Source organism: Massilia sp. P1_C10 (assembly GCF_056406475.1).
This window is the reverse complement of sequence record NZ_JBFUAC010000005.1, coordinates 295281-316741: the sequence shown is the minus strand read 5'-3', so window position 1 is coordinate 316741 and position 21461 is coordinate 295281. Positions and strand designations below refer to the sequence as shown.

Sequence of the window (21461 nt, the reverse complement as noted above, 5' to 3'; positions counted from 1 at the left end):
TGATGAACCAGGCGCGAAGACAGGGAAGACAGGTTCAGTCTACTACTGATCGGTATCGTAAAATGAATATTTATTTTTATACTTTTTTGAAATCTGCTGAGCCGAAAACATGGCATTCGCTGAAGGTTTCGGAGCGGCTCTTTGCGAAAGCGGCGTTAGTTCCTGCAGCAGCCGGGTAGGGCTGCCCCGTGACGCTGCTCCTGGATGCGCCCTGTTCGACAAAATCGCAGGCCGCCGCATCACTAGATCGCTTGTACAGCGCCGGCACCCGCGAGCGATTTTTCGTCTTCGACGCGCGACTTGATATCGTTCAGGTCTTGCAGCAGCGCCTTCTTTGCCACGCCCTTGAAGAACAGCGACATCGGCACCGACATGATGCGCGCCCCGATGCTCTGCGGCTGGGAGTCGTGAATGCTGGTCAAGTTAATCCCGCCGCTGCTCTCCGCCATGCTCAACGTCGACAGGAATATGAACCCGTCGCTCTCGGCGCGGGTCTTGTAGAACTCGTTCTCGACCGCTTCCGTGATCCACTTGTCCGCGGTCGCGGGCTTGCCGAACAACATGCGGGTCTCGCGCCATCTCAGGCCCACGAGCCCGCTCGCCGGCTTGTCGAGGATTTCGATCTTGTCGATGCCGCTGATGATCTCCGCGGCGCCTTCGATGTTGGTGATGGCGGACCAGACTGCGTCCTTCGATCCGGCGATGGTGACCTGAACTTCAACGAGCATGGCGCTCCTCCTGGGCTTCACTGGCGGGTTGTTTCCGCGCCAGTATGATGCCGAAATGCAAGCAGAGCAATGCCGGCGATCGATCAGGCATTCTTTGCGAAAATCATGAAATTTTGATATGTCATAAAATCGATTCGTTCAGACACATTTTTCCGACAACCGACATCGATGGCGACCGACCGCAAGACGCTCTTCCTCGAAGGCTCCATCCCGCGCGCCTTGCTGACGCTGGCCGTCCCCATCATCCTGGCCAACCTGCTGCAAACCGGCTATCAGCTGACTGACGCATTCTGGGTCGGCCGGCTTGGCGCAGCGGCGGTGGCGGCGATCTCGGTCAGCTTTCCGGTGACCTTCCTCGTCATCGCGCTGGGTTCCGGCCTGGCCATGGCCGGCGCCACGATGGCCGCGCAATACATGGGCGCGGGCCGCCAGGACATGGTCAACCACGTCGCCGCGCAAACCATGCTGATGGTGATGATCACCTCGGTCATATTCGGCGCGATCGGCTTCGTGCTGGCGCCATCGCTGCTTCACTTGCTCGGCGCGGCGCCCGACGTCTACCAGGGCGCGCTCGGTTTCCTGCGCGTTTCCTTCGTCGGCATCATCTTCGTGTTCATGTACGCGATGTTCCAGGCCTTGATGCGCGGCGTCGGCCAAACCAGAACGCCGCTGATGATCGTCGCCGGCACGGTGCTGCTGAACTTCCTGCTTGACCCGCTGTTCATCTTCGGTTGGGGCCCGGTCCCCGCGCAGGGCGTGATGGGCGCCGCCTACGCCACCCTGATCACGCAGGCGCTGGCCGCGGCGATGGGCATGGTCATCTTCCTGCGCGGGCAGCATGGCATTGCGCTCAGCTGGAGCGGCTTCAAGCCCGATCCGGTCTACCTGAAGCGCGCGTTCTTCCTCGGCGTGCCGGGTTCGGTCGAACTGTCGACCCGCGCGCTCGGCCTGATGGTGATGTCCTTCCTGGTGTCGAGCTTCGGCACGCTGGCGATTGCCGTCTACGGTGTCGGTTCGAGCATCCTGCAAGTGGTCACCATCCCCGTGATGGGCGTGGCGATGGCGGTCGCGACCCTGGTCGGCCAGAACATCGGCGCCGGTAACACCGGGCGCGCCGAGCGCATCACCTGGCTCGGCGCGGTGGTCAGCTTCGCCACGCTGACGCTGCTCGGCGCCATCGCCTGGCTGTGCGCGCCGTGGCTGGTCAGCTTCTTCATCCCCAACGATCCGGAGGTGATCGCCGGCGGCGCCCACTTCGTGCGCATCATGTGCCTGGCGTGGGGCGGCATGGGGATCCAGTTGTGCATCGTGTCCGCCTTCCGCGCCACCGGCAACATGCTCAGCGCGATGATCATCGCGATGGTGTCGCAGTGGATGATCCAGTTCCCGCTCGCCTACGTGCTGGCCAAGCACACCACGCTGCACACGGACGGACTGTGGTGGTCGTTCCCGGTCACGAACATCGCGGTGGCGCTGGTGTCGGTGGCGTGGTTCGCGCGCGGCAGCTGGAAGAGCGCGCGCCTCACCGAAGACGACGTCCAGGTCGCGGAGGTGACGCGCGAGGCGGTGATCGAAGAGGGCAGCCTGCGGTAGCCGGAGGCGGCCTCCGAGCAGGCCAAGCGCATTTGCTATACGCTTGTGTGCTCGACGAACGGACAATGGCGCGCCCGGTGCGCGCCTACATTACGATCTATGAAAATTGCAGCGCTCCTGATGATGATCAGCTTGAACGCATTGGCCGCCGATGCGCCGCCGGCGGCTGCGGTGCGGCCGCTCGCCAGCGTTGCATCGCTCGACGTCCCGCGCTACATGGGCACGTGGTATGAGATTGCGAAGTTTCCGAACCGGTTCCAGAAGAAATGCGTCGGATTCACCGTGGCGACTTATTCCGCCCTGGCAGACGGCTCGCTGCAAGTGCGCAACCGCTGCCGGACCGGCAAGGGCGAAACGGACGAGGCCATCGGCGCCGCGCGCCAGGTCGGTGCGCCCGATTCGCCCCGGCTGAAAGTGCGCTTCGCCCCGGCGATCCTGTCATTCCTGCCAATGGTGTGGGGCGACTATTGGGTAATCGACCTCGACGCCGGCTACCAGCTGGCTGCAGTGAGCGAACCGAGGCGTGAATACCTGTGGATCCTTTCGCGCACGCCGAAGGTCGACAAGGCAATCTACCAGGCGCTGTTGACGCGACTCGAAGGCCAGGGATTTGACGTAAGCAAACTGGTGTCGACCCGGCAGGAGTAGCTATGCCGGGGGGTATTTGACGACTTTTGGCGCGATCCAGCTCGGCCCGATCTGCGTGCAGTTGGCCCGCATCCATCAACTGTCGGCTCCGGGGTCTGGTCCTGCGGACCTGAGCCCGTTTCCCGCGCGGCCAGTAAAATGGCGCATCTCCTCAAACTCATTCCCATGCAAACTCCCGCCACCATTTCCGGCGTCAGCCTGAACCGCGCCCAAATGATCGAACTACTCGCGAGAGGCGGCGCGCCGCGGGTCTTCGACAACTGCGACCTGGACGGCGCGGATTTCTCCCGGCTCGATTTCCAGAACGCCGAATTCGTCGCCTGTTCGCTGGTCGAAACGTCGTTTTACGCAGCGAACCTGTCGCGCAGCAAGTGGCGCCGTTGCCGCGGCGGCCAGGCCGATTTTGAAGCCGCCGAAGCGGTGGACGCGCGCTTCGACGCCTGCGACCTCAACAACACGAAGTGGCGCCGGGCGCGCCTGGCGTCGGCCACGTTCGCGGAGTGCAAACTGACCGGCGCCAATTTCGAAGAAGCTAGCCACCTGGGATTAACGTTCGAGCAGTGCCGGCTGGTCGGCGCGGACCTGCGCCGCTTCTCGTTTCGCAAAGCGTGGCTGGCCGGCCTCGATTTTCAGGACGCCGACTTGTCCGGCTGCGACTTTCGCCAGGCCGTGTTCGAAGACTGCAGCCTGCGCCACGCCCACCTGAAGGACACCAAATTCGACGGCGCCGACCTGCGCGGCGCCGACATCGCCGGCATCAAGCTGGGCAACGCCGCGATGTTCAAGGGCGCCATCATCTCGAACCGCCAGGCCGCCGAGATGATGCTGGAACTGGGCCTCGTCGTGGCATGATCGAGGCGGCTAGGCCCCCAGCGCATCGACCAGGAAGTCGACGAAGGTGCGCACCTTCGCCGACAGGTGTTTGCGGCTCGGGTAGACCGCGTACACGCCGAGTTCGGCGGACTGCCAGTCCGGCAGCACGCGCACCAGCCTTCCCGCGTCGACGTCGTCGCCGATGATGAACTGGGGCTGGAACACGATGCCGGCGCCACGCAGCGCCGCAAGCCGGATGATGTCGCCGTTGTCTGCCTTGATCGGCCCGGAGATAGGAATCGCCAACGTGCCGTCCGGTCCTTCGAGACGCCACTCCGTTCCGGTGCCGGTCAGCGTGTAGCCGAGGCAGGCGTGCGCGGCCAAGTCCGTCGGAGCCTGCGGCGCCCCGTGCTTTTTCAGGTACGAGGGAGCGGCGCACACAATGCTGCGCACGCCGCCGATCTTGCGGGCCACCAGGTCCGACTGCGGCATCGCGCCGATCCGGATCGCCAGGTCGAAGCCTTCGTCGATCAGGTCGACCTTGCGGTCGCTGAGCGAGATATCCAGCTGCACCTGCGGATAGGCTTGCGTGTAGTCGCCGATGATGCCGGCCAGCCGGTGCTGTCCGTACGACAGCGGGATCGTCACCCGCAGCACGCCCTGCGGCATGCGCGTCATCTGGCCCGCAATCTGCTCCGCCTCCTCGACATCGCTGACGATCTGCATGCTGCGCTCGTAGAATTCGCGCCCGGTCTCGGTCAGGCTAAGCCGGCGCGTCGTTCGGTTCAGCAGCCGCGTGCCGAGATGCTCCTCCAGCTTCTGCACCTGCTTCGACACCATCGCCCGCGACACGTCCAGCTTGTCGGCAGCCGCCGCAAAGCTGCCGCCGTCCACCACGGCCAGGTACATCCTCATCGAAGCAAACAAGTCCATGCAACCACCATTGTCAATCAGATGGAAACAGTCTAGCCACTGACAGCGTCTTTATCAACCGTTTAAACATATATACGATGGTGACTTCTCCAAACGAGGTGCACCATGTCTCCACTGCCTACCATCTTCGTTTCACACGGTTCGCCCATGCTGGCGCTGCAGGACAGCCCTGCGCGCCGCTTCCTGCAAGGACTGGGACAGAGCTTGCCGCGCCCGAAAGCGATCGTCGTCGTCTCCGCGCATTGGGAAACGGCCGGCGCCCCGGCGGTATCGCTGGCGAAGCAGCCGGAAACGATCCACGACTTCGGCGGCTTTCCGCAGGCGCTGTTCGACATCCGTTACCAGGCGCCTGGCGCGCCGGAACTGGCCGGGCAGGCCGCGGCGATGTTCGAATCCGCCGGCATCCCGGTTGGACGCAGCGCCAATCGCGGCCTGGACCACGGCGCATGGGTTCCGTTGAGCCTGATGTACCCCGGCGCCGATATCCCTGTGATGCAGATTTCGCTGGTTCGCGGCGCCTCTCCTTCGGCGCACCGGCAACTCGGCCAGGCGCTGGCGCAGTTGCGCCACGAAGGCGTGCTGGTGATCGGTTCCGGTTCGCTGACGCACAACCTGTACGAGTTCCGAGGCCAGGCGGTCGATGCCCCCGCGCCGCATTGGGTCAGCGAATTCGAAGCCTGGATGCGCGATCGGCTGGAAGCGAACGATTCCGAGGCGCTGCTGGACTACCGCAACCGCGCGCCATCGGCCGAACAGAATCATCCAAGCGAGGAGCACCTGTTGCCGCTGTTCGTGGCGATGGGCGCGGCCGGCGCAGGCTCGAAGGCGCAACTGCTGCATTCGAGTTTCGAACACGGCGTGCTGGCGATGGACGCCTACGCATTTAACTAAGGACCTCAAAATGACCGACACACTGAACCAGACGCTGGTCGAACCGGTTTCCGGGTTACTCTACCGCGTACAAGCGGCACGCAGCGGGCAGGGCAAGGCGCCATGCCTGATCCTGCTGCACGGCGTGGGCGCGAACGAATCCGGATTTATCGAACTGGCGCGCCGCCTCGATCCGCGCCTGGTGGTGGTGGTGGCGCGCGGCCCGCTGGAATTCGGACCGATGCAATTCGGCTGGTTCCAGGTGAGCTTCACGCCGGCCGGCCCTGCGATCAATGCCGCGCAGGCCGAGCTGGCACGCCAGAAGCTGGTGAACTTCATCGGGCAGCTGCCGCAAGCGCATGACGTCGATCCCGGGCGCATCTGGATGGCCGGCTTCAGCCAGGGCGGCATCATGAGCGCCAGCGTCGGACTCTCGGCGCCGGAGAAGGTGGCTGGTTTCGGCATCCTGAGCGGCCGCATCCTGCCGGAAGTGCTGCCGCTCGTGAAGCATGGGGCGGTGCGGGCGTTTGTCAGCCACGGCCTGCAGGACCGGACGCTGGGTGTTCATTTCGCCCGCAACGCAAAGGACGTGCTCGACGGACTCGATGTGCCTTTGCAGTATCACGAGTACGAAGCCGGCCACGCGCTGAACACCGCGATGGTGGACGACTTCAAACAATGGCTGGGTGGTCAGCTCGACCAATGCGCGGCTTCGAAAATTTAAAAGAAAAGGAAAAAACCATGCAAACCAATACTACCGTTTATACCAATTCCGACGACACCGGCAAACTCGTACTGCGCGTCGCCCTGGCCGTCATGCTGCTGTTCCACGGTTACGCAAAGCTGATCGGCGGAGTCGGCTTCATTGCCGGCATGCTGGCAAAGGCCGGCTTGCCGTCCGCACTTGGCTACCTGGTCTACGTCGGCGAGGTGATCGCCCCGCTGATGATCCTGGCCGGTATCTTCACCCGTCCCGCCGCGCTGGTGGTCGTCGTCAACATGATCGTCGCCGTGCTGATGGTGCATACCGGTGAATTCTTCACGATCAACAAGACGGGCGGCTGGGCGCTCGAATTGCAGGGCATGTACTTCTTCGCCGCGGTTGCCGTTGCGCTGCTGGGCGCGGGCCGCTACAGCCTTGGCGGCGCGACCGGCCGCTACAACTAATGCTGTATGGAGCCGGCTCCTTCGGACCTGGCTCCATTTACCGCATGCTAGGCGTGCGCCAGCTTGAGCGCCGCTTCGAGGTCGGCAATCAGGTCGCCTGTATCTTCGATCCCGACCGACAACCGCAGCAGGTCGGCAGGCGCGGGCGTGCCAGGACCTTCGACACTGGCGCGATGCTCGATCAGGCTCTCGACGCCGCCCAGCGAGGTCGCGCGCTTCCACAGCTGCACCTTGGCCGCGACGGCGATCGCCGCCGCTTCGCCGCCTTTTGCGCGGATCGACAGCATGCCGCCGAAGCCGCCCGTCATCTGCTTCGCAGCCACCTCGTGGCCGGCAAACGACGGCAGTCCCGGATACAGCACTTCGGCGACCAGCGGATGCCCTTCGAAATGCTCGGCGATGCGCTGCGCCGACACGCAGGCGGTGCGCACGCGCGGATACAGCGTGCGCATTCCGCGCGTCAGCAGCCAGGCCTCGAACGGCCCGAGCACGCCCCCGATCTGCGCGCGGATGCTGCGAATGCGCTGCCAGAACGGCGAGTCGGAATTCACGGTCAGGCTGCCCGCGATGACGTCCGAGTGCCCGTTCAGGTATTTGGTCGCGGCGTGCATGACGATGTCCGCGCCCAGCTTCAAGGGCTGCGTCAATACTGGCGTGCCGACCGTCGAATCCACCGCCACCAGCGCGCCGGCTGCATGCGCGATCCGGCACGTGGCTTCGATATCGGTGATGGTCCACAGCGGATTGGCCGGCGTCTCGATCCACACCAGCTTGGTCTTGCCCGGCTCGATCGCGGCCTGCACAGCCTCCGGCGAATCCATCTCGATGAAATCGATGCGCAGGCCCCAGCGGGTGGCAAAATTCTTCAGCCAGTTGCGCAGCGACCAGTACATCACCTTCGGCGCCAGCACATGGTCGCCCGGCGCCAGCGCCTGGAACACCGCGGTCGCCGCAGCCATGCCGGACGCGAACAGCAGCGTCTGGTGGCCGCCTTCGAGCGCGGTCAGCACCGCCTCCGCCTGGTCGTAGGTCGGGTTCTGGTCGCGCGAGTAAATACGGCCGGACCGATACTGGTTGTCTTCATCGCGCAAATACGTCGTGGCGGTGTGAATCGCCGGCGAGATCGCCCTGGTCGCTTCGTCGATCCAGCCCAGTCCCTGGGCGGCGATACTTTCCGGCTTCACCTTCTTGATGTCCATGCTTTTCCTTGTAAAAAATCTTCTGCGCAGATTCTGGCACATCGGGGACACTTCTTCTACACTTTCCACGACGCCGAACAATCGAACGCATTCACGCTGCCTGCGCTGAAGATTTCGACGCGGTTCTGATTAACGCCGGCGCCTGGACGCACTACAGCTACGGCATCCGCGACGCGCTGGCCATCCTGACGGTCCCCATCATCGAACTGCACATGTCGAATGTCCACGCGCGCGAGCCGTTTCGCCACGTCTCGGTGCTGGCCGACGTCGTCAGGGGACAGATCTGCGGCTTCGGCGTCGGCAGCTACCTGCTGGCGCTGCATGCCGCGGTGTCGGCCGTCCATGCGGTGTAGGACCTAGCGCGTCGCCCCATCGCCGCAGCGGCTGCGCGCCCGGGCTCAGCCGCTATTTGCCCGCACTTTTTCAAGTTGTCCGGGTGCCAATATTTCCTCTCGTTCTGATAGGGAACTAACAGACGAACCTTCCTATGGTCGGCACACTGCGCCTACGCCGTGGAATTCTTCCGACGGCTCAACCGACCATTTCAGACCATTGAGGGGCAAAATATGAAGAACATTATTTCCGCGGCAAAAACCGTCATCGTGCTCGGCGCCATCGCCGCCGCTGCGGTGGGATGCAAGCAGACCACTACCACTGCGCCGGCAGACACCGCCGCAACCACCGTAACGCCAGTTACCACGACGGCGCACACGGCCGCCAAGCCGGCGAAGGACAACTACACTCCGGCGGCAAATGGCGCCAACGCGGGCAACACCTCGACCGGTTCGAGCAACGCCGGCATGACCGGTGCGGGCACGGGCGACGCCACGCCGGGCGCCAAGCCGGCGGTTCGCAACAATACCGGCGAGACCCAGGGCACCACGCCGAACTCTTCGCTTCCAGTCTCGGACGGCAGCCGATAAGTCGATTCGCTCGGCCTTGCAGGACCGGGGTCTTGTCTCGCCGACCTGACCCCGTGTCGATTTCGCCGCGAACGATCGGCGATGTTGGGTAGTCGTGGGGATTCTTCAAATGCAGCGCCTGTTGCTCGTTCTCGGCATCGCGGCCATCGCCGCCGGCTTGGCATGGCCCTGGCTGCGCCGGCTCCCGCTCGGGCGCCTGCCCGGCGACATCCACATCGTCAGGGAAGGGTTCAGCTTTCACTTCCCGATCGTGACGTGCATCGTCATCTCGGTGCTGGTCTCATTGCTGATCTGGTTCTTCCGGCGTTGATCGGGCCAACGATACCGGTTCCGCGCCAGTGATTCCATTTCGCCCTGGATCGCGCGATGCCGATCAATGCCGGTCGCCTTCCAGGGCGCGTGCCGCGAACGGCTCGTTGACCTCGCCATTCAATTCGGCCAGGCGCGCCAGCAGCCAGGGTTCGGGCGCGCCGAAGCTGAGCCGCCGCAGCGACACGGGCGACGACTTGAATTGCGGCTGCTTGCTGACGGCATCGCGCGCGTACGACGTGTGCTGATTGGCCGACTGCGCGCCGCGCCCATAGTGGAAGGGCATGAACAATTCGCCCTCGCGCATGGTGTCGACCACCATCGCGCCGCCTTCCCATCGTCCGAGCGGCGAACGCACCTCGACCAGGTCGCCGGTGGCGATTTCCAGCCGGGCCGCATCCGCCGGTCCGATCTCGACGTAGGCGTGCGGCGCACGTGAATTCAGCGCGTCCGAGCGCCCCGTCTTGGTCCGCGTATGGAAGTGGTACACCAGCCGGCCTGTATTCAGCACGAACGGAAACTCGTCGCTGGTCGGGTTGGGCTGGCGCCGCCACTTGGCCGGCTTCAGGAATGCCTTCCCCTTCGGATCGATGTGCGCGTAGTCCGAGCGCGTGTGCTTGTTCCCGGTCAGGAAATCCGCGCCGTAGCTTTCGCAGTCGTCGATACCGGTCCAGAAATGCAGGTCCTCGTACAGCCGCTCCGCGCCTTCCGGATGCGCGTCGTTGCAGGGCCAGCGCACCGCGCCTTTTTCAAGAATCAGCTCGTAGGTCATCCCCGAGTAGTCGCAGGGGCGGCCCTTCGACACCTTGCGCCACTCCTCGAAGGCGTCCCGCGGCGACTTGAAATCGACCAGCGGCGCGCCGTCCTTGTCCTTGAAGCCGAGGCGCTGCGCGACCTCGACGAAAATGTCGAAGTCCGAACGCGCCTGACCCGGCGGCTCCACCGCCTTTTGAAGCAGGTTGACCATCCGTTCGGCATTCGTCACGCAGCCGGTCTTCTCGCCCCACATGGCGGCCGGGAAGTAGATGTCGGCCAGCGCCACGGACTCGGTGTCGACGAAGGGATCCTGGACCACGACGAACAGCTTGTCGAGGATCTTGCGGGTGCGGTTCTGGTCGGGCAGGCTGACGATCGGGTTGGTCCCGATCACCCACATGAATTCGATCTCTCCGCGCTCGGCGATTTCCAGCATCGACACGATGTCCTGCGGGACCTCGGGATGGAATTTGTCGTGATCGATGTTCCACAGCGCGCACAGTTCCTTCATGTGCTGCTCGTTGTGGGGATTGCGGTAGCCCGGGTATGACCCGTCGGCGCCGGCTTCGCGGTTCGACATGGCCGAGGGCTGGCCCGCCATCAGCAACGGGCCGGCGCCAGGCTTGCCGATCGCCCCGGTCAACAGGTGCACCGAGTTGACCAGGGAGGAGGCCGCCGTCGCTTCGACGCTTTGGTAGAAGCCCTGCAGCACCGTCGAGACCTTGCGCGGCGTAGTGCCGATCCACTCGGCCGCGGTTTCCAGCTGCTGCCGCGGAATCCCGCAGATCTCCGCCACCCGCTCGGGCGGATAGTCCCGCACGACGGCCTTCATCGCGTCGAAGCCCACCGTGTGCGCCGCCACGAACTCCTGGTCGACCCAGCCCTTTTCGATGAGCAGGTGGATGATGCCGTTCATCAGGGCGACGTTGGTGCCGGCACGGATTTGCAGGTGCAGGTCGGCGCCTTGCCGCACCGTCGGCGTCTTGCGCGGATCGACCACGATGATGCGGCCCTTGTTGCGCTCCTTCGCCGCCAGCATGCGCTCCCACAGCACGGTCTGCGTTTCGGCGACGTTATGGCCGTACAGGCAAAGCAGGTCGGCCTGGTCGATGTCGGCGTACGAAGCGACCGGACCGTCCGCGCCGAAATTGGCCATCAGACCCGTCGCCGAGGTGGCCGTGCAAAGGCGTGTGTTGCCGTCGATGTTGGAGGACTGCAGACCGCCGCGCCATAGCTTGGCCAGCGTGTAGAACTCCTCGAGCGTTAACTGGCCGGAGTTATAGCAGGAAAGCGCCTCGTGGCCCAGGCTCCAGGTGGCCTTGAATTTTTCGACGAAAAAGTCCATCGCTTCGGGCCAGCCGACCGCTTCCAGCTCGCCGCCCTTGTGGCGCCGGATCATCGGCACTGTGCCGCGCCGCGCACTGTTGTTGGCGACCCAGGCGTGTCGGCCTTTCGGACCAAGGTGGCCGAAGTTGACCGGATGATCGGCGATGCCCCGCACCCCGACGATGCGCCCGTCCTTGACGGCGATGTCCATCCCGCAACCGTTCGAGCAGAGCAGGCAGGCCGAATGCACCCAGCGGTCCGGTTCCCCCTCGCATTCGAGATTGCTGTCGGTCCTGGATTGCATGGCGGCCCCTCCGCAGTTAATGGATTGGCACCAATCTATCCATTTGCCGCGACGGCGACTGTGCGTTTGCTAACGCTGCGCGCCGCCGCCTGCGATCATGCGAAATTTGTAATGTCAGCGCTGCATTCCTCGGCGCAGCACCGGCAGACGCTCGACCGTTTCTCCGGGCGCGCGCGGGCAAGATTCAAGTCTAAGCCTCAAGAGGCTTCCCGTCCGAGGAACGGCGTTATTTCAAATTGCGATTCGGTCCAATTGGACTTACATCGAATGCTCGCCGCCTATTTGCGCTGCAACGAAGGCGCGCCATTCAGCACGATCGGCATGGCCCGCGCCCAGCGATTCGAGGACAGCGAAAACGTCAGTGCGCGCACGTAGTGATACCACCCCGCCGGCACGTACAGCATGTCGCCCGGATTGACGATGACTTCGACCAGTGACGCTTCGCGCGCCAGGGGGAACTGGTCGAAATCCGGCGCCTCGGGGTTGACCGGGGAGCCGAACAGGATGGCGTTCGCCTCGCTCGGATACAGGAATTCGTCGTGGTGCGGCGGCGCCAGGAAGATGCGCTTGGTGCCCCACACCTGCGCGAAGATGTTGTCGTCGTAGTCGCAATGCAGCGGCGTCACCGTGCCAGCCGGGCCGACCCAGAAGCGCGGCGGCCCCATTTTGTCGAAAAACGTCGGCCAGTGGCATAGCCGGTTCAATTCGCGCAGTTCCAGGTTGCCCAGGTACGGCGGCAGGTCCCGCTCGCCCGCGGTCACCAGGTCGAGATACTCCAGCATCGACATGTCCTGCATCGCGCGATCCGGCGCGAACGCGGTGTTGATGTAATCGCCCACGCGCGCGCGCACGGGCAGGTGAGAGAAGCGCTCGCGCAGCGATGCCGGCGTGAGGGCGGCCAGCGGCCAGCGGTCCACCACGCCGGAGATGAGGAACGGCAAACCCTCGGCCGCGCGCGCGCGAAACGCCGCGGCATCGAGCTTGCCCAGGCGCGGCACCTCGGTCATCGCCGGCAGATCGCGCGCGGAAAGCTTGATCGCCTCGCGCATTTCATCGATCGAGGTGACGCCGCGCACCCGCGCGTCGCGTGCTTCGCGCGCCTGCTTCCGCGCGGCCGCGTCGTCGGGAGACGCGGGCCGCGATGCCGCTAGCGGTGGCAAACGCTGCGATGCCCACGATTGACCTCGCTCGCGATCAACAGTCACCAAAATTCCTTCTCGATACGAACCTCATCCCTCGCCCTTTTCTTGATCGCTAATACCGTGATCTTACCAAACAAGCTAAAGCGACTACGCCGCGATCCGTGGCGCAACTCGGCTAGCCGCCTATTAAAAGTGATAGGGAGGCTCAATCGCTTCCATTCGATAGAATCGACCAATAGAACGGCGCAATATTGAGAAGTCACCGGCTTTGGCCTGCCGCGATCTGGTGGCGCGCCAAGTTCTCCAGTCTCAGTTATAAGGGAGGTCGCCATGCGGGGCCGTGCCATGATGCTGTGCTACCTGGCTGTTGGATGCCTGTTGGGGAATGCGGCGCCAGCGTTCGGTAGAGCGGGCGCGCCGGTGTCCGGCGAATCCGCTGCAGGTCAGACCTGGAAAAAATTTCGAACGGCACAACCGTTTCAAATTCAGGTCGTAGCGCTGACGCAGGAGTCCGGATCCCAGAAACGCACCTTGATCGTCTCGGAGCCTTCTCCGGCAATCACCGCGGAACGGCTTCTGTCGGTGTTGGGCAAGCATGCCATCGCTTGCGAAACTCGCGAATGGACGGTGATGGCGGGCGGAACCGTGCGCGATTTGGTATGCAGCGTGCAAAATACCGATAGGGACGGCTGGCCCGCCGTCCTGGCGCAGATCCAGCTTGCCGCGTTCGGATCTACCGATGGCATGTCGGTTGTCGCCTTGCCTGTGCCTCCCCGTATCATGATCGCGCATAACCTGGATGTGCGTTTCGGTGCGCGCGACCTGTACAACTGGCTCATCGCGTCCGATCAGCCGTTCCGCAGCAATGCGATTGCGCCCATCGTGAAGATGAACGAGATTCTCAAGCGAGGCGTGCGCGGCGTGTTTTCCAGCCAGGATCGTGCACTGGTCATTTGGGCATTCGACCGGCGCAGGCCGATCGATGGCGCGGGCGCAGACATTCGGCGTTTTAGCATGGCAAGCGACTTGATACTCGGCGGGGTGGCGAACGAGAATGTCGTTATCCTGGTCGGGCGCGGCAGGCTCGAACCGTTGGCGCATTTGCCGCCACTGCGCAGCGAAACGGTGTTGCTGTTGGCGGGAAGCCCCGAGCAAGAGCTCGCTCAGTCGTATGAGCGTACCGATATCATCGCCGGGTCCGGCACAGATGGCATCGACCGCGCACCTATCCTTCTAAGTCCCCAATTGGTGGATACTGAGTTTGGCACCCTGCTCAACGTGGCAGACCAGTTACTGAAAGGGTGGTCGCGGGCTGGAACGATTAAGTACAACCAATTTGCTTATCCTCCACCAAAAACCTATCCGTTCGGAAAAGTCCCGGCCCGGCTGGTTCATCCGGGGCGCGACACTTTTCTGTACAACTGGAACACTGATGGCGCGGCCTATCGGCAAAAAATTGCTGGGCTGGACATCATCGTCCCGCAGCGCTCCGGTGCGCTGTCGGTGATTTATGGTGATCCCCGCGATCGCCCCCGCGATCTGGAAGACGTCGCGTACGACTATTTCGCCCGTTCGGGCGATACCACGCTGGCGCGTGTTGTGCAGTACACGCTGGTGTACCAGATCTTCCGGCAATTCAAAGTGACGGCGGAGGCGCCGCCGATCAGCCCGCGCTATCAGCAGTTCTCGCAAAATATCGACGCTGTCACCCGACGTCAATTCAAGTATCTATTGGACGAGATCAGTGATTCCGAATTGGAGCGGGCCTTGCGTCAACTCTGGCGCCAGAAGGCGCTGAAGGAGAACGCTTCCAGAAGTCAAACTTCGGAAGGTAAAATCGATGAGGCGACAATCGAGCGGATAATTGCTGAAGTGATGTCGACCGCGCGAGCATTGCGCAATGTACCGAAATCTCGCGTCACCGAGATAGCCAATGCGCTGGCCGACGTGGCCGCGTTTCATCGTCAACGATCGAAGTCCACATCCGACGATCAACGCCGTGTTCAGCGAACATTTGAGATGCTGTCGCGGCAGTATCCGGAAATTGAGATGATGCGCTTGTTAAGGCCATTCACAGGCACGCTCACCCAAAGCGGCCTGATCCAGATTGCGATGGAGAAGACCGGCGGATGGAAGACGTTGGGGGGCATCCGCGATTCCGGCAGATTGGCCAATCATACGGCTTATGTGGTCGAATCGCGGGGGATCGGGCAGCTCTCCGGGGCGACTGGCGGTCATAACCTGGATGCGGCAGTCACGAAATACAGTAGCGATGCCTCCGTTCCCAAGGGAACCGTCGCACTGACCCGCGATAGCGACGGCGGTTGGCTGGTCAGACATAATCCGGCCGATGACAACCGCCTTGCGACCATCACGCGGGAAGTGGGTACGCGCCGCACTCTGGATGCAAACCAGATTCAGGCCGAGTTGGCGAAGATTTTGCAAACCCTGCCGCCGCAAGCCCCAGTCAAGATGGCGGCGCTGCGCCAGGTCACCGGTCATGCCTCCGAGTTCAAGCCGACACGTTTGACGGAAGCCGGAAACAAGGCACAGGCTTTATCGCACAGCCAGCAAAAGGTGCTTGGCGAATTGGCGGCGGCCGATCGCGATGCGATCGTGATGGAGCAATTGGGCGACGGTCAATTTGTTCTGAGTCGTACTGGGTCGACAGAGGCGCTACAACTGCCTGACCTAGTCGCTGCAACCGATGCCTTGGCCAATGGACTCATCGCGAACGCGGGTGGACGCGGTCCGGTTTCTGTCCTTGTCAACGGAGTGCCACCCGAAAAAGCCGAGGCCATGCTCAGCTTTGTCCAGGCCTCGCTGCGGCGCCGATCCAAGGATTCGGTCGACCATGTGCTGACAGGCCGCGGCGATTTCGCCGCACAGACGGAACGCGCCCGGTTTGTCAACGCGAAGATTGCGCATAACGGATTGGAAATCGACCGCAGTGGGGTCAAAGTGTCGAAGGTTACGACCGGAATATACGAAGGATTCACCCGGGTCGAAGTTCCGGTGCTGATCAAGGCAGCACAGCCCTGGCATGTGAGGCTGGTAATTTACTGCAAGAGTATATCCAATGCGGCCTTACAAGCTTTCCTGACCAGGTTGAGTACCGTTTTGGCGGCGATTAAAGGCCCGCTTTCGATAGCCGACGCCAATATTCTGATCCGCCAGCAATTAAAACAGGATCTGCATGACCTCAACATCGACGCACTGATGATGGAGATCGATAGCGACCCGACTCACAAAGTTCATGATGTGCTCATTGGCGAGCTATCTGAAAGACGGCGCGATGCAGCCTGATCTCGCAGTACTTTGTTGCCTCCCCTTGTCAGAGCAGGACTGGCACGAGCGCTTGGCGCAGCGTCAATGTGGCGATTTTGTGCGAATGACGGTCGAGAAGAAGTTCGCGGGCAATGCGCAGGCCGCATGGTCTGTCTTTGCCAGGGAGGCAGAGTTCATCGAGCGAAAGCTGAGCAGTTTTTCCCAACGCGGCTTGTCTGTTACCCGCCGGGCTACGGCATCTGATATTGCACAAGCGGCCTTAGGACACCGCGACGTCGTCGTGCTGGCGCATTGGAAAGGGGACACGGCGTTGGCCTCGGATCACGATCTGCCCGACAATCGACTGGAGACGTGGGATGCAATGCTCTCGGCGGAGGAGCTCTCCCAGTTGTTGCCCGCAGACTTCAACGGAACGATCTACCTCGCGGTGTGCACGTCCCATATTCTGACTGAGGTTGTCCGCCGGCAGCATCCGGCCGCGATGTGTATCTGCAGTGTGGGCACCGTCATGGCTGGCTTGGCGCTAGCGAAACTGGACGCTGCGATCAAGTTAATGGCGACCAGGAAAATTCCTCTATGGCGTGGCCTGCTCGAGGCGGGACAGCTCATCGACACGGTGGCATAACAGGAGGCGTGATGGAGAAAATGAAGCTGGTCCAATTTCTGCAAAAATACAGCGCCAGGCCAGTATTGGGGGCGGAGGAGCCCGGCGCTTCGTCGAGTCCTGTGAGCGAATTGGCTCACCGTGATCTGGAGAAAGTTCAGCAGACGAATGAGTATTATTTCAGGATGTATTGGGCGCTGCTGATCGTCGTGTTTCTGCTGACGTTCGGAATCGCCATTCATCTTCGAGCAGAAATGGGCGGCATCGCTACGGTTCTGGGTGCCGGCGGCGTTACCCAGGGGGGATTGATTGTTTTGCTGTCGAGCGAGTGGAAGAACAAGGTGCGTATCGATACGGTCGCTACGCTATCGCGACGGTTATCGCCAGACCAGCTGCAGATCGTGCTGATGGAATTACTGAAACAACTGCAAAAGTGAGCAGCGATTCTTTGCGCCCATCCGTCACAAAATGGGGGCAGGTTTGGCGGACTGCCCGCGTCACCGGTGCGGGCGTCCTACCAGGTGCGCGTGCAGCAGTTCGCGCTCGGCGCCGGGGTCCTCGAGATAGTTGATCTTGCCGGCGACGATGGTCGCCACCGGCACCCCGTCGCGGAACAGCACGCGGTTGCCGGCGATGGCCGGCACCTTGTCGCCCGGTAGCAGCGTGCCGCACAGGTTGAGCGGGTCGACGCCGGAGATGCACACCAGGCCGCCGTCATGCGCGCGCCGCCGCACTTCGCGCAGCAGCGGAATCGCCTCGGGCAGCGCGAACTGTTCGCCGGAGAAGCCGGCGACGAAGCGCCCGCCGCGGATTTCGCCGCGCGCTTCGAGGCGATGGTAGACCGGCAGCAGTTCGCGCCACGATGGCAGCCACGCCGCTTCTCGTTCGAGCAGGCGCCAGAACATCACGCCATACCGGCGCAGCAGCGTCATGGCGACGTATTCCAGCGTTTCGGGCGCGGTGCGCGGCTTGCGGGCGGGCTTGCCCGCCACCGGTTCGGGCACTGCTTCGGCGTCGCCGCGCCGCACCAGCGCCCAGCGTCCCGCTTCCTCCATCGTGGGGCCGGCGCCGCGCCGCTTGCGCTTGTCGTTGCTGGCGCGCTTGCTCGCGGGGAGCAGCATCGCGCGCATGCCGGCGAAGCTGTCGGCGTTCACCACGCCGGTCGATACCAGTTCGCCCAGCGCGTTTTCCAGTTCCACCGGCAGCAGCCGCGTGTCCTGCTGCAGTTCGTCGAAAAACATCGCCCCGTCGCGCCGCAGCGCTTCCAGCACGAAGGTGGCGCGCGGCGAAATCTCCGGCGGGCCGTTCGGGCCGGGCAGCGAATGCCACAGCGCGGTCTGGCGGCGCGGCAGCAGCACGATCGGCGTGCTGCGCACCGGACCGCCGGCGGCCGAACGCGGCGCGCCGACGCGCGTCCACACCAGCTTCCCCGCGCGGCACAAGTCGTCCAGCCCGAGAATCGAATAGTCGCGCAGCCGCAGCGCCAGCAGGTCGCTTTCCCACGCGCCGGCCGCCGCTTCGTAGCCTTCGAGCTGCGCCAGCACCTGAGGCAGCGCGTCGTCGCCGTGCCATTGCGTGCCTTCCGACAGGTGCTGCCAGTCGAACAGGAAGCGCATGAAATCCTGCCGCTCGACTGGTTCGATCTCGCGCCGCAGCCGCTTGATGGTGTAGCGGTGGATGCGCGCCAGCAGGTGCCGCTCGCACCATTCCTCGTCCGCGGCGCCGGGCGTGAAGCGGCCGCGCATGACGTAGCCTTCGCTCTCCAGCTGGGTCAGCGCGATGGTCGCCGTGGATTCCGGCAGCGCCAGGCTCGCGGCGATCGCGCCCAGCGGCTGCGGCCCGAAGCCGGTCAGGCGCGCGCGCAGGATTTCCACCAGCGCGGCGTCGCGCGTCCATGCTTCGTCGCCGTTGCCGCGATGGCTGTCGGGGATGTCCAGCGCGGGCGATGCAACCGCGTCCGGATAGGCGGCCTGCAGGCAGTCCAGCCGTTCCAGCGGCACCCACAGGTCGGCGGCCGCGCCGCGCAGGCGGGTGGCGCGGCCGCTCCTGGCCAGCGCATCGAGCCACGCCGCCCAGCCTTCGTTGCGAACCGCTTCTTCGCTGGTCACGCAGGACAGCGCCACCAGCGCTTCCTGCATTTCGTCGATGCCGCGCGGCTGCGGCCACGCTTCGTCGGCCACGCCGGCGATGGCGTCCGCATCGAGCGCGCCCATGTCGTCGGTCGATGCGGGATCGCTCCAGCGCCGGCTCATGACGGCCTGGGTGCGGCGCTCTTCCAGCGGCGCGTCGTCGAGGAAGGCGTACGGCCGCGCGTTGAGGATTTCCATCGCCAGCGGCGACGGCGTGGGCAGGTCGCGCGCCAGCAGCCGGATTTCGCCGGCCTCGATGCGGCGCAGCAGGGCCAGCCAGCCTTCGCTGTCCATCGCCTCATGCAGGCAGTCGTCGATGGTCTGGTCGACCAGCGGATGGCTTGGCAGCTCGCGCTCGCCGACCACGTTTTCAAGGCACGCGGCCTGGTCGGGGAATACCGCGGCCAGCAGGTCGTCGCTCTTCATGCGCTGCAGCTGGGGCGCGACCTTTCGTCCGCCGGTGAAGCGCGGCAGGGCCAGCGCGGTGGTGGCGTTCCAGCGCCATCGCACATTGAACAGCGGCGCGTCGAGCAGGGCCTGTACCAAAATGTGTTCGGCGCTGGCCGCGCGCAGGTAGCGCCACACTTCATCGAGCGGGAAGCTGTGGGCGGTCGACAGCGACAGGATGATCGCGTCTTCGGTGGCCGCGGCCTGCAGCTCGAAATTGAAGCTGCGGCAGAAGCGCTTGCGCAGCGCCAGGCCCCAGGCGCGGTTGATGCGGCTGCCGAACGGCGTGTGCAGCACCAGCTGCATGCCGCCCGACTCGTCGAAGAAGCGCTCCATCACCAGCGTGTCCTGGGTCGGCAGCGCGCCCAGCGCGGCGCGCGAGCGGGCCAGGTAGTCGACGATCTGGCGCGCGGCGTCCTCGTTCAGGCCTAGGTGCTCGTCGAGCCACGCGACGGCGCGGTCCAGCGCCGCTTCGCCATCGGGGCCGTCGGCCAGCTGATGGTCGATCTCGCCGCGCAGCCGGGCCACGCCGGCCGACAGCTCGTCGCTGCGTCCCGGCGCCTCGCCCAGCCAGAACGGGATGTTGGGCGCGGCGCCGTGCGCGTCCTCGACCCGCACCTTGCCCGCTTCGACGCGCATGATGCGGTACGAGGTGTTCCCGAGCTGGAATACGTCGCCGGCCAGGCTCTCGACGGCGAAGTCTTCGTTGACGGTGCCGACCGACTGGCCCTGCGGCTCGAGCAGCACGGTGTAGTCGGCGTTGTCCGGGATGGTGCCGCCCGAGGTAACCGCTGCGAGCTTGCCGCCGCGCCTGCCGCGCAGCGAACGGGTGGCGGCGTCGCGGTGCAGGTAGGCGCCGCGCACACCGTTGCGGGTGGTGTAGCCCTCGGCCAGCATGCGCAGCACGGCGTCGTAGTTCGCGCGTTCGAGCTGATTGTAGGGATGCGCGCGGCGAATCAATTCGAACAGCTCGTCCTCGCCCCATTCGCGGTTGGCCACTTCGGCGACGATCTGCTGCGCCATCACGTCCAGCGGCGCCTGCGGAATGCGCAGCGCGTCAAGCTCGCCGCGGCGCACGCAGTCGAGCAGCGCGGCGCATTCGATCAGGTCGTCGCGCGAGGTCGGGAACAGGCGGCCCTTGGGCATGCCGCCGACCTGGTGGCCGGACCTGCCCACGCGCTGCAGCAGCGAGGCGATGTTGCGCGGCGAGCCGACCTGGCAGACCAGGTCGACGTCGCCGATGTCGATGCCCAGCTCCAGCGATGCGGTGGCGATCAGGACCTGCAGGTCGCCGGCCTTCAGTCGCTGTTCGGCCACCAGCCGGTATTCCTTGGCCAGGCTGCCATGGTGCGCGGCCACGTGTTCGGCGCCGAGCCGGTCGCCGAGGTGGCGCGCCAGGCGTTCGGCCATGCGTCGCGTATTGACGAAGATGAGGGTGGTCCGGTGCAGCACCACCAGTTCGGCCATGCGGTCGTAGACGCGCTCCCACACTTCGTTGGGCATGATCGCTTCGAGCGGCACCGGCGGCAGTTCGAGCGCGAGGTCGCGCGCGCACACGTGGCCGACGTCGACCACGTCGCAGCCGGCGCCGCCGCCGCGCAGGAAGTCGGCCACCAGCGACAGGGGCTTCTGCGTGGCCGACAGGCCGATCCGCACCGGCGGGCGCGGGCACAGCGCGGCCAGCCGTTCCAGGCTGAGCGCGAGATGGCTGCCTCGCTTGCTGCTGGCGACGGCGTGGATTTCGTCGACGATCACGGTGCGCACGGTCGACAGCATGGCGCGGCCGCTGTCCGAGCCGAGCAGGACGTACAGCGATTCGGGCGTGGAGACCAGGATGTGCGGCGCGCGCTTGCGCATCGCGTTGCGTTCGGCCGTGGTGGTGTCGCCGGTGCGCACGGCGGTGCGGATGCCGTGTTCCGGCAGGCCCATCGCGGCGAGCTGGCGGCCGATGCCTTCGAGCGGACCTTGCAGGTTGACGCGGATGTCGTTGGAGAGCGCCTTGAGCGGCGACACGTACAGCACCTGGGTTTCGTCGGGCAGCGGCGCCTCGCTGCTTTCGCGCACCAGCGCGTCGATCGCGGCGAGGAAGGCGGTCAGGGTCTTGCCGGAGCCGGTCGGCGCGGCCACCAGGGTGGTGCGGCCGGCCTGGATCAGCGGCCACGCGCGCAACTGCGCCTCGGTCGCGGCCGGAAAGGTCGCACCGAACCAGGCGGCGACGGCAGGGTGGAAGTTCCGCCAGACGCTGTCGACGGGAACGCGCTTGTTCATGGCTTGCAAATGGG

General features: G+C 64.4%; 17 protein-coding genes and 1 pseudogene. 12 read left to right on the top strand and 6 right to left on the bottom strand.

Annotated elements, in window-relative coordinates; genetic code table 11:
• Positions 1 to 242: 242 nt before the first annotated feature.
• Complete coding sequence (locus tag AC1D02_RS13555) at positions 243 to 728, bottom strand: SRPBCC family protein (protein WP_477317661.1); 486 nt, start codon at positions 726 to 728, stop codon at positions 243 to 245.
• A gap of 168 nt (positions 729 to 896) precedes the next feature.
• On the opposite strand from AC1D02_RS13555, the gene AC1D02_RS13550 reads away from it, so the two are divergent.
• From AC1D02_RS13550 to AC1D02_RS13540, 3 genes are all read left to right on the top strand, one after another.
• Positions 897 to 2321, top strand: a complete 1425-nt coding sequence (locus tag AC1D02_RS13550; RefSeq protein ID WP_477317659.1) for an MATE family efflux transporter — start codon at positions 897 to 899, stop codon at positions 2319 to 2321.
• A 120-nt stretch (positions 2322 to 2441) separates the two neighbouring features.
• Complete coding sequence (locus AC1D02_RS13545; protein WP_477317657.1) at positions 2442 to 2969, top strand: lipocalin family protein; 528 nt, start codon at positions 2442 to 2444, stop codon at positions 2967 to 2969.
• 165 nt (positions 2970 to 3134) lie between these two features.
• Positions 3135 to 3821: a pentapeptide repeat-containing protein gene (locus AC1D02_RS13540; RefSeq protein WP_477317655.1), complete on the top strand. Its 687-nt coding sequence runs from the start codon at positions 3135 to 3137 to the stop codon at positions 3819 to 3821.
• A gap of 9 nt (positions 3822 to 3830) precedes the next feature.
• On the opposite strand, the gene AC1D02_RS13535 is transcribed toward AC1D02_RS13540, so the two are convergent.
• Positions 3831 to 4715 (bottom strand): LysR family transcriptional regulator, encoded by an 885-nt coding sequence (locus AC1D02_RS13535; protein WP_477317653.1) that lies wholly within the window; start codon positions 4713 to 4715, stop codon positions 3831 to 3833.
• 105 nt (positions 4716 to 4820) lie between these two features.
• On the opposite strand from AC1D02_RS13535, the gene AC1D02_RS13530 reads away from it, so the two are divergent.
• From AC1D02_RS13530 to AC1D02_RS13520, 3 genes are read left to right on the top strand one after another with little or no spacing between them, the layout of a single operon-like run.
• Positions 4821 to 5606: a dioxygenase family protein gene (locus AC1D02_RS13530; RefSeq protein ID WP_477317651.1), complete on the top strand. Its 786-nt coding sequence runs from the start codon at positions 4821 to 4823 to the stop codon at positions 5604 to 5606.
• Between the two features lie 10 nt (positions 5607 to 5616).
• The gene (locus AC1D02_RS13525) at positions 5617 to 6309 is read left to right on the top strand and encodes an alpha/beta hydrolase (protein ID WP_477317649.1); all 693 of its coding nucleotides are present in this window, start codon (positions 5617 to 5619) and stop codon (positions 6307 to 6309) included.
• A 17-nt stretch (positions 6310 to 6326) separates the two neighbouring features.
• Entirely contained in the window at positions 6327 to 6752 is a 426-nt protein-coding gene (locus AC1D02_RS13520) for a DoxX family protein (RefSeq protein ID WP_477317647.1), read from the top strand.
• 47 nt (positions 6753 to 6799) lie between these two features.
• Here the strand turns inward: AC1D02_RS13520 and AC1D02_RS13515 are convergent, their stop codons facing one another.
• The gene (locus tag AC1D02_RS13515; RefSeq protein WP_477317645.1) at positions 6800 to 7951 is read right to left on the bottom strand and encodes a trans-sulfuration enzyme family protein; all 1152 of its coding nucleotides are present in this window, start codon (positions 7949 to 7951) and stop codon (positions 6800 to 6802) included.
• Between the two features lie 83 nt (positions 7952 to 8034).
• Between AC1D02_RS13515 and AC1D02_RS13510 the strand changes: the two are divergent.
• The 3 genes and pseudogenes from AC1D02_RS13510 to AC1D02_RS13500 form a co-directional block, all read left to right on the top strand.
• A pseudogene (locus AC1D02_RS13510) lies at positions 8035 to 8304 on the top strand (type II 3-dehydroquinate dehydratase); the annotation flags it as partial.
• A gap of 213 nt (positions 8305 to 8517) precedes the next feature.
• Entirely contained in the window at positions 8518 to 8874 is a 357-nt protein-coding gene (locus AC1D02_RS13505; protein ID WP_477317643.1) for a hypothetical protein, read from the top strand.
• A gap of 109 nt (positions 8875 to 8983) precedes the next feature.
• Complete coding sequence (locus AC1D02_RS13500; protein WP_477317641.1) at positions 8984 to 9184, top strand: DUF2905 domain-containing protein; 201 nt, start codon at positions 8984 to 8986, stop codon at positions 9182 to 9184.
• 63 nt (positions 9185 to 9247) lie between these two features.
• Here AC1D02_RS13500 and AC1D02_RS13495 read toward each other — a convergent pair whose 3' ends face one another.
• A complete protein-coding gene (locus AC1D02_RS13495; protein ID WP_477317639.1) occupies positions 9248 to 11569 on the bottom strand; it encodes a molybdopterin oxidoreductase family protein in 2322 nt (773 codons plus the stop codon).
• A 278-nt stretch (positions 11570 to 11847) separates the two neighbouring features.
• Positions 11848 to 12729, bottom strand: coding sequence for a cupin-like domain-containing protein (locus AC1D02_RS13490; RefSeq protein ID WP_477317637.1), 882 nt, complete (start codon positions 12727 to 12729; stop codon positions 11848 to 11850).
• A gap of 327 nt (positions 12730 to 13056) precedes the next feature.
• Between AC1D02_RS13490 and AC1D02_RS13485 the strand changes: the two genes are divergently transcribed.
• From AC1D02_RS13485 to AC1D02_RS13475, 3 genes are read left to right on the top strand one after another with little or no spacing between them, the layout of a single operon-like run.
• Positions 13057 to 16017: a hypothetical protein gene (locus AC1D02_RS13485; RefSeq protein ID WP_477317635.1), complete on the top strand. Its 2961-nt coding sequence runs from the start codon at positions 13057 to 13059 to the stop codon at positions 16015 to 16017.
• The gene (locus AC1D02_RS13480) at positions 15980 to 16624 is read left to right on the top strand and encodes a hypothetical protein (protein ID WP_477317633.1); all 645 of its coding nucleotides are present in this window, start codon (positions 15980 to 15982) and stop codon (positions 16622 to 16624) included. The genes AC1D02_RS13485 and AC1D02_RS13480 overlap by 38 nt, the downstream gene beginning before the upstream one ends.
• 11 nt (positions 16625 to 16635) lie before the next feature.
• A complete protein-coding gene (locus tag AC1D02_RS13475) occupies positions 16636 to 17040 on the top strand; it encodes a hypothetical protein (protein ID WP_477317631.1) in 405 nt (134 codons plus the stop codon).
• A gap of 60 nt (positions 17041 to 17100) precedes the next feature.
• Here the strand turns inward: AC1D02_RS13475 and AC1D02_RS13470 are convergent, their stop codons facing one another.
• On the bottom strand, positions 17101 to 21447 hold the full coding sequence (locus tag AC1D02_RS13470) for a DEAD/DEAH box helicase (protein WP_477317629.1): 4347 nt from the start codon (positions 21445 to 21447) through the stop codon (positions 17101 to 17103).
• Positions 21448 to 21461: the final 14 nt, after the last annotated feature.

Bases quoted from the DNA above. Each gene is read 5' to 3' on its own strand.
- AC1D02_RS13495 (WP_477317639.1), bottom strand. From the start codon at position 11,569: ATGCAATCCAGGACCGACAGCAATCTCGAATGCGAGGGGGAACCGGAC.
- AC1D02_RS13525 (WP_477317649.1), top strand. From the start codon at position 5,617: ATGACCGACACACTGAACCAGACGCTGGTCGAACCGGTTTCCGGGTTA.
- AC1D02_RS13535 (WP_477317653.1), bottom strand. From the start codon at position 4,715: ATGGACTTGTTTGCTTCGATGAGGATGTACCTGGCCGTGGTGGACGGC.
- AC1D02_RS13555 (WP_477317661.1), bottom strand. From the start codon at position 728: ATGCTCGTTGAAGTTCAGGTCACCATCGCCGGATCGAAGGACGCAGTC.
- AC1D02_RS13520 (WP_477317647.1), top strand. From the start codon at position 6,327: ATGCAAACCAATACTACCGTTTATACCAATTCCGACGACACCGGCAAA.
- AC1D02_RS13545 (WP_477317657.1), top strand. From the start codon at position 2,442: ATGATGATCAGCTTGAACGCATTGGCCGCCGATGCGCCGCCGGCGGCT.
- AC1D02_RS13475 (WP_477317631.1), top strand. From the start codon at position 16,636: ATGGAGAAAATGAAGCTGGTCCAATTTCTGCAAAAATACAGCGCCAGG.
- AC1D02_RS13540 (WP_477317655.1), top strand. From the start codon at position 3,135: ATGCAAACTCCCGCCACCATTTCCGGCGTCAGCCTGAACCGCGCCCAA.
- AC1D02_RS13515 (WP_477317645.1), bottom strand. From the start codon at position 7,951: ATGGACATCAAGAAGGTGAAGCCGGAAAGTATCGCCGCCCAGGGACTG.
- AC1D02_RS13530 (WP_477317651.1), top strand. From the start codon at position 4,821: ATGTCTCCACTGCCTACCATCTTCGTTTCACACGGTTCGCCCATGCTG.
- AC1D02_RS13500 (WP_477317641.1), top strand. From the start codon at position 8,984: ATGCAGCGCCTGTTGCTCGTTCTCGGCATCGCGGCCATCGCCGCCGGC.
- AC1D02_RS13470 (WP_477317629.1), bottom strand. From the start codon at position 21,447: ATGAACAAGCGCGTTCCCGTCGACAGCGTCTGGCGGAACTTCCACCCT.
- AC1D02_RS13505 (WP_477317643.1), top strand. From the start codon at position 8,518: ATGAAGAACATTATTTCCGCGGCAAAAACCGTCATCGTGCTCGGCGCC.
- AC1D02_RS13550 (WP_477317659.1), top strand. From the start codon at position 897: ATGGCGACCGACCGCAAGACGCTCTTCCTCGAAGGCTCCATCCCGCGC.
- AC1D02_RS13485 (WP_477317635.1), top strand. From the start codon at position 13,057: ATGATGCTGTGCTACCTGGCTGTTGGATGCCTGTTGGGGAATGCGGCG.